This window comes from Streptomyces sp. SBT349, from assembly GCF_001083795.1.
Taxonomy (GTDB): domain Bacteria; phylum Actinomycetota; class Actinomycetes; order Streptomycetales; family Streptomycetaceae; genus Streptomyces.
This window is the reverse complement of the sequence record NZ_LAVK01000405.1, coordinates 1-6,277: the sequence shown is the minus strand read 5'-3', so window position 1 is coordinate 6,277 and position 6,277 is coordinate 1. Positions and strand designations below refer to the sequence as shown.

Sequence of the window (6,277 nt, the reverse complement as noted above, 5' to 3'; positions counted from 1 at the left end):
GCCTCGGGCGGGGGCGCGGGCGGGAGCTCGCCGGGCGCGGCCCCGCGCTGGTGCTGCTGCTCGGCCCACTGCCGGGCCTCGTCCGCCCCGACCCGTTCGACGGCCGCGAGCAGGTCGGCCCTGGCCGCCTCGCCGCGTTCCGCCTCGGGCAGCAGCCGGTAACGGTTGGTGGCCCGGCGCAGCGACTCCCAGGACCGGCCCGCCAGGGCCCAGCGCTGCCCCGGGCCGAAGACCTGGCGGAACCCGGTGCAGAAGAGCGTCACCCCCGCGATCGCCGCCGTCAGCCAGGGCTCGGCCTGGAGCCCGGCGGCCACCACCGTCCCCGAGGCCCCGGCCAGCGCGCCCAGCTCGATCAGCCGGTGCAGGCGGCGGTTGTTGTCCCGGACGCGCCGGTAGAAGGCGAGGTCGCGTTCGGCGAGGGCGAGCAACGGGTCGGGTGCCGTCGTCCACGCGTCGTCGTCGGGGCCCGGTCGCGACACCCGGTCACCGGCCGGGCGCGGCGGACACGGGCGGCGGGGCGGGGACCGGCGGCCCGACCCGGCGGGCGAGGACCCGGTGCGGGCCGACGCCCTCGATCACGAACTCCTCGCCCACGACCGTGAATCCCTGCCGCAGGTAGAAGCCGAGCGCCTCGGCGCGGCCGTTGCACCACAGCACCCGCGCGCCGCGGGCCGCCGCCTCGCCGGTCGCCGCCGCCAGCAGCGCGGCGCCGTAGCCGCGCCCGCGGACGGCGGGCGCCGAGGCCATGCCGCGGAACCGGTGGGCGGTCTCGTCCTCGCCCGGCAGCGGGTCGGGGAAGAGGGTGACGCAGCCGAGCACCGCCGGGTCGTCGCCCTCGTAGGCGGCGAGGTGGAACGTGTCCCGCCGGGCGTCCTCGGCGAACTCGGCCGCGGCGCGCGGGTGTCCGGGCCGCAGGACCCGCCACCGCAGGTCGAGGATCTCCGCCTGCGGGACGACGGCGGTGCGGATGGTCATACCGGCACCCTACGCCGGTGGCCTGCGGGCGATCAGGCAGGCCCGGGGGGGGTGGACTCCTCCCCGTCCGGCTCGCGTTCGAGCCGCGCCACCATGGCGAAGCCGGCCTCGGTGAGCAGCGCGGCGACGGCGTCGGGGCGGCGCAGGTGGACGTCGAGGGCGATGTCCTGCCCGAACGCCTCGGTCCTGCGCATCGGCTCGTCGCCGACCTGGAAGATGAGCAGCAGGTGGCCGCCGGGGGCCAGCACGCGGTGGAACTCGGCGAGGACGCCCGGCAGTCGGGCGTCGGGGATGTGGATGGTCGAGTAGGGGGCGGCGAGGCCGCCGAGCGTGCCGTCCTTGAGGTCGAGGGCGGTCATCGAGCCCTCCTCGAACCGCAGCCCCGGGTAGGCGCGCCGGGCCTCGGCGAGCATCCCCGGCGACAGGTCGACGCCGAACACGTCGGCGCCGAGGCCGTGGAGGTACGCCGTTCCGCGTCCGGTGCCGCACCCGACGTCCGCGACCGGCCCGGCCCCCGCTCCGCGGACGAGCTCCACGAACGCGGCGAGCAGGGCCCGTTCGAACGGCTTGCCCGCCAACTCGGTGCGGAAGTGGGCCGCGTAGTCACCGGCGACGGCGTCGTACGAGGCGCGGGTGGTGCGGAGGAAGTCCGGTTCGCTCACGGTCGGGCACCCTACCCGGCGCTCGTCCGGGTGAAGGGGGCCGGGGATCCGGTGCGGGGCGCCCCCGTCGTCTACGGTCGGCTCATGCGCTGGAAGACGTACGGCGAACGTCGGGTGTACACGGACCCGTGGGTGGACCTCTGCGTGATCGATGTCGAACTCCCCGACGGGCAGCGGCTCGACCACCGCGTCGTCCGCCTCCGCCACCTCGCGGTGGCCGCCGTGGTGAACGACCGGAGCGAGGTGCTGATGATGTGGCGGCACCGCTTCATCACGGACGCCTGGGCCTGGGAGTTGCCGATGGGACTGGTCGAGGAGGGCGAGACCCCGGTCCAGGCGGCGGCGCGCGAGGTCGAGGAGGAGACCGGCTGGCGTCCAGGACCGCTGACCCCGCTGATCTACGCCGAGCCCGCCAACGGCATCACGGACTCCCAGCACCACATCTACCGTGCCGATGGCGCGAGTTATATCGGACCGCCGACCGAGAGGAACGAGTCCGACCGCATCGAGTGGATTCCCCTGTCCGACCTCCGCACGATGATCGACACCCGTGAGGTGATCAGCAGCGGCACCCTGGTCGGCGTCCTGTACCTGCTGCTCGACGAGGCGGCGGGCGCGCCGGCGAGAGACTAAGCCTTGGCTTATATAAGTGATGGCTGATACCTTGCCTCCCGTGCACGCGTTCGATGTTCTGGGAGATCCGGTGCGGCGGCGGATTCTTGAGCTGCTCGCCGACGGGGAGCGGGCCGCGGGAGACGTGGCCGGTGCGGTGCGGGGGGAGTTCGGGATATCGCAGCCCGCCGTCTCCCAGCATCTGCGGGTGCTGCGCGAGTCCGGGTTCACCCAGGTGCGGGCGGAGGGGACGCGGCGGCTGTACGCCGTCGCCCCCGAGCGGTTCCGCGAAGTGGACGCGTGGCTCGACCACTTCCGCCGGTTCTGGGACCAGCGGCTCGACGCCCTCGGGACCGAGCTCGCCCGGGGCCGCCATCACGCACGAAGGGAAACCGACGATGAGTGATCTCGTCGACCGGATCAACGCCGTCCGCCGCGAGGTCGGCGGCAGGACGCTGCCCGGCGGGGACGCCACCACGGTGGTGCTCAGGCGGAGTTATCCGTACCCCGTCGAGGACCTCTGGGACGCCTGCACCGCGCCCGAGCGCATCGCCCGCTGGCTGGCCCCCGTCTCCGGCGACCTGCGCCTGGGCGGGAGGTACCAGCTGGAGGGGAACGCCGGTGGCGAGGTGCTCCGTTGCGAGCCGCCGACGCTGATCTCGGTGTCCTGGATCTTCGGTGAGGCACCCGAGGGCACCTCCGAGGTCACGGTGCGGCTGACCGCCCAGGAGACGGACGGGGGCGGGAGCGCCACGCTGTTCGAGCTGGAGCACGCCGCCGTTCCCGACCCCTCGTTCTGGGACGAGTACGGCCCCGGGGCCGTCGGCGTCGGCTGGGATCTGGCGCTGCTCGGGCTCGACCACCACCTGGACGGGGCGGACCTCCCCCGCGAGGAGGAGATGCATCTCGTGCCCGAGGGAAGGGCGTTCATCCTCGCCAGCTGCGAGAGGTGGGGCGAGGCGCATGTGGCGTCGGGCGTGCCGGAGGCCGATGCCGGGCGTTCGGCGGGCAACACCGCCGCCTTCTACGCACCGCCGCCCCCCCGAGAACGGCTGAACGCCCGGCACCCGACGCCGACCGACGCCCGACGCCGGTCACGCCCCGCGCCCGCCGCGTCGTGACCGGCCGGGGCGCGGCCGGTCACGACGGCGGGGCGCGGCGCGGCTCAGGCGGCGCAGTACTCCGCTTCGAGACCCGCGGCCCGGTAGGCGCAGTCCGCGTAGGTCAGCAGCGTCAGCACGGCCTCCCGGTTGCGGCTGGTCTCCCGGTCGATCACGCTCCCCGGCGGGTAGAACCCGCCGCCGGCGCCGGACGTCGGGTACATCTCGAAGGTGAACGAGAAGATCCCCTGGTCCGCCCAGAGCCAGTCGTTGATCGAACCGTCCGTGATGTACAGGTCGCTCGACTGCTGCGGGGTGTAGCCGTTGCTGTCGGCCATCGCGGTGCCCAGCGCCTCGAACGCCGCGGCGTCGTCCGCGGTGAGGCCGGGCGCGGTGTCCGCGTAGGTGTGGCCGTAGGGCCACAGCACCAGTTCGCCGTAGGTGTGGAAGTCGATGTGCGCGGTGATCTGCTGCTCCCCGCCGACCACCCGGCCGCGCACGAAGTCCGCGACGACCCCGGTCTCCGGGGCGGACTCGGGGCCGGCCCCCCGGTAGGTGTCGCTGCCGGGCGAGCCGGAGGAGCCGCCGCAACAGCCCCACTCGTAGGCCCAGTTGCGGTTCAGGTCGGTCCCGACGGCGGAGGAGCCGGAGTTGGGCTCCCGGTTCTTGCGCCAGCTGCGGAACGAGCCCGACTCCTGGTCGTGGACCTTGCCGTCCGGGTTGACCGTGGGGATCAGCCACACCTCGCGGGTGTCGAGCAGGGCGGTGACCTCCGGGTCGGTGCCGTACTGGGAGGTCAGCTCGGTGAGGGTGTAGAGCGCCATCTCGACGGTCAGGTGCTCCCGGGCGTGCTGGTTGTGGGTGAACAGCACCTCGGGCTCGTCCTCGTCGACGCCCACGTCGGCGCTGACCTTGACGGCGACGATGTCGCGGCCCTCGTACGACTGGCCGATGACCTGGCTGCTCACCAGGTCGGGGTGGGCGGCCTCGGCGGCGTCCACGGCGGCCAGCGTCTCGGCGTAGGTGTGGTAGTCCGCGGGCGCGGCGGCGGCGCCGGGCCCGCCGCGCTCGGTCGGGGCGGTGAGGGCGGTGAGGTCGTAGCCGAGGCCGGTCAGGCGCTCGGCGTCGGCCTCGTCCGCGGTGATCACCACGGAGTCGGCGCCTATCTCGTCGATGGCGGTGCCGGTGCGGGCCAGGGCCGTGCGCTGCTCGGCCGTGGCCACGCCGTCGACCTGGTACTGCCGGACGGTGGCCGCCGCGGGCGCCGACGCGTCGGGGGCCGCGGTGGCCTGCGTGCCGGTGGCGAGGGCCAGGGCGAGGGTGAGAACGGTCGCGGCGGTGGCGGTCCGCCTGCCGCGCGGGAATCTGCGCATGCGCATCTCCAGGGTGGGGGTGGCGCCATGATCGCGACAATGGCATGGTCAGGTCAATAAGGCCCCGGTCCTGCCGCACCGGCGCGGCGGCCCCCGCGCCGGGCCGAGCCCGGCCCGGCCGCACCGCACCGCACCGCGCCGGGCCGCCTCAGGCGGCGGGAAGCAGGGAGTCCAGGGGGGTGGCCCGGTCCGCGAGGGCCTCGGGGTCGACCGGATGACCGGTGCGGATCAGGTGCTGAATGGGGGCGGTGACGTCCCAGACGTTCATGTTGAGGCCCGCGAGCACGTGGTTGTCGCGCAGCCAGAACGCGATGAAGGCGCGTTTGGCCACGTCGCCCCGGAAGACCACGCGGTCGTAGGTGCCCGGCGGGGCCCAGCCCGAGTATTCGAGGCCCGCGTCGTACTGGTCGGAGAAGAAGTACGGCACCCGGTCGTAGGCGACCTCCTGGCCGAGCATCGAACGGGCCGCCGCCGGGCCGGAGTTGAGCGCGTTGGCCCAGTGCTCGACGCGCCGCCGCGCCCCTCCCCCGGGCCCGGGGGCCCGGGAGGTGCCCCCATGGCCCGGCTGCGCCACCGCGGCGACGTCCCCCGCGGCGAAGATCCTGGGATCGCTGGTGCGCAGCGCCGGGTCGACGGCGATCCCGCCGCCCTCGGCCAGGTCGAGGCCCGCGCCCTCGGCGAGCGCCGTGCGCGGCCCCGCGCCGATGGCGGCGAGCACGGCGCGGGCGGGGAGTTCGCGGCCGTCCTCGGTGCGGACCCCCGCGACCATGCCGTCCCGCCCGGTGATCTCGGCCGGCCGCGTGCCGAAGTGGAACGCCACGCCGTGCTCGCGGTGCAAGTCGGCGAGGATCGCGCCCAGTTCGGGCCCGAGCACCGCGTGCAGCGGGGTGGGACCCGGCTCCACGACGGTGACCTCGGCGCCCAGCGTCCGTGCGGCGGCGGCGACTTCGAGCCCGATCCAGCCCGCGCCCGCGATCACCAGGGGCTCCCCCGCCCTGGCCCTGCTGGTCAGCACGCCGCGCAGGTGGTCGGAGTGCGCGAGCCGCCGCAGGTGGTGAACGTTCGCGAGCTGGGTGCCGGGGATGCCCAGGCGGTGCGGCTCGGCGCCGGTGGCCAGCAGCAGGGCGTCGTAGGGCAGCCGGGTGCCGTCGCCGAGTCTGACCTCGCGGACGGAGGGGTCGACGGCGACGGCGGGCTGGCCGAGGTGGAGTTCGATGCGGTTGTGGGCGTACCAGCCGGGGGCGTGGACGAAGACGCTCTCCCGCTCGGCCCGACCGGTCAGATAGTCCTTGGAGAGCGGGGGACGTTCATAGGGCTGCTCGTGTTCGTCGCCGATGAGGATCACCCGGCCGGCGAAGCCCTCCTCCCGCAACGTCTGGGCCGCCTTGGCCCCGGCCAGTCCGCCGCCGATGATGACGAACGTCCGCTGTGTGCCGTCCACGCAGTGCCTCCGATCAGGTCTGCCAACCCCAAGGAGCCTGCCCCACCGGCGCCGTGGCCGGAAGGGGGCAGGCTCCTTGGGGTTGGCAGACCTGATCGGAGGCACTGCGTGGAC

Annotated in this window: 8 protein-coding genes; 3 read left to right on the top strand and 5 right to left on the bottom strand. The window is 74.6% G+C overall.

Annotated features, from left to right (window positions below):
- The 3 genes from ADY01_RS31360 to ADY01_RS31350 all read right to left on the bottom strand — a co-directional run.
- Positions 1 to 479, bottom strand: a 479-nt coding sequence (locus tag ADY01_RS31360) for a DUF4231 domain-containing protein (RefSeq protein ID WP_063784429.1), incomplete at its 3' end; no start/stop codon positions are given.
- Positions 480 to 483: 4 nt separating this feature from the next.
- The gene (locus tag ADY01_RS31355; protein ID WP_063784428.1) at positions 484 to 975 is read right to left on the bottom strand and encodes a GNAT family N-acetyltransferase; all 492 of its coding nucleotides are present in this window, start codon (positions 973 to 975) and stop codon (positions 484 to 486) included.
- Between the two features lie 32 nt (positions 976 to 1,007).
- On the bottom strand, positions 1,008 to 1,637 hold the full coding sequence (locus tag ADY01_RS31350; protein ID WP_049580105.1) for a class I SAM-dependent methyltransferase: 630 nt from the start codon (positions 1,635 to 1,637) through the stop codon (positions 1,008 to 1,010).
- Positions 1,638 to 1,721: 84 nt separating this feature from the next.
- Here ADY01_RS31350 and ADY01_RS31345 point away from each other — a divergent pair, with 84 nt between their 5' ends.
- The 3 genes from ADY01_RS31345 to ADY01_RS31335 are packed head-to-tail and all read left to right on the top strand — an operon-like array spanning position 1,722 to position 3,370.
- Positions 1,722 to 2,270 carry an NUDIX hydrolase gene (locus ADY01_RS31345; protein ID WP_049580108.1) on the top strand — a complete coding sequence of 183 codons (549 nt, stop codon included), beginning with the start codon at positions 1,722 to 1,724 and terminating at the stop codon, positions 2,268 to 2,270.
- Positions 2,271 to 2,310: 40 nt separating this feature from the next.
- A complete protein-coding gene (locus ADY01_RS31340; RefSeq protein ID WP_234320487.1) occupies positions 2,311 to 2,655 on the top strand; it encodes an ArsR/SmtB family transcription factor in 345 nt (114 codons plus the stop codon).
- Complete coding sequence (locus ADY01_RS31335) at positions 2,648 to 3,370, top strand: SRPBCC family protein (protein WP_063784427.1); 723 nt, start codon at positions 2,648 to 2,650, stop codon at positions 3,368 to 3,370. The genes ADY01_RS31340 and ADY01_RS31335 overlap by 8 nt, the downstream gene beginning before the upstream one ends.
- Positions 3,371 to 3,414: 44 nt before the next feature.
- On the opposite strand, the gene ADY01_RS31330 is transcribed toward ADY01_RS31335, so the two are convergent.
- Together ADY01_RS31330 and ADY01_RS31325 are read right to left on the bottom strand one after the other, a co-directional pair.
- On the bottom strand, positions 3,415 to 4,722 hold the full coding sequence (locus ADY01_RS31330; protein ID WP_107081884.1) for a M14 family metallopeptidase: 1,308 nt from the start codon (positions 4,720 to 4,722) through the stop codon (positions 3,415 to 3,417).
- A 148-nt stretch (positions 4,723 to 4,870) separates the two neighbouring features.
- A complete protein-coding gene (locus ADY01_RS31325) occupies positions 4,871 to 6,163 on the bottom strand; it encodes an NAD(P)/FAD-dependent oxidoreductase (protein ID WP_049580103.1) in 1,293 nt (430 codons plus the stop codon).
- Positions 6,164 to 6,277: the final 114 nt, after the last annotated feature.

What these genes read in the sequence shown, in the direction of transcription:
- ADY01_RS31335 (WP_063784427.1), top strand. Translation starts at nt 2,648, where the DNA reads ATGAGTGATCTCGTCGACCGGATCAACGCCGTCCGCCGCGAGGTCGGC.
- ADY01_RS31345 (WP_049580108.1), top strand. Translation starts at nt 1,722, where the DNA reads ATGCGCTGGAAGACGTACGGCGAACGTCGGGTGTACACGGACCCGTGG.
- ADY01_RS31330 (WP_107081884.1), bottom strand. Translation starts at nt 4,722, where the DNA reads ATGCGCAGATTCCCGCGCGGCAGGCGGACCGCCACCGCCGCGACCGTT.
- ADY01_RS31355 (WP_063784428.1), bottom strand. Translation starts at nt 975, where the DNA reads ATGACCATCCGCACCGCCGTCGTCCCGCAGGCGGAGATCCTCGACCTG.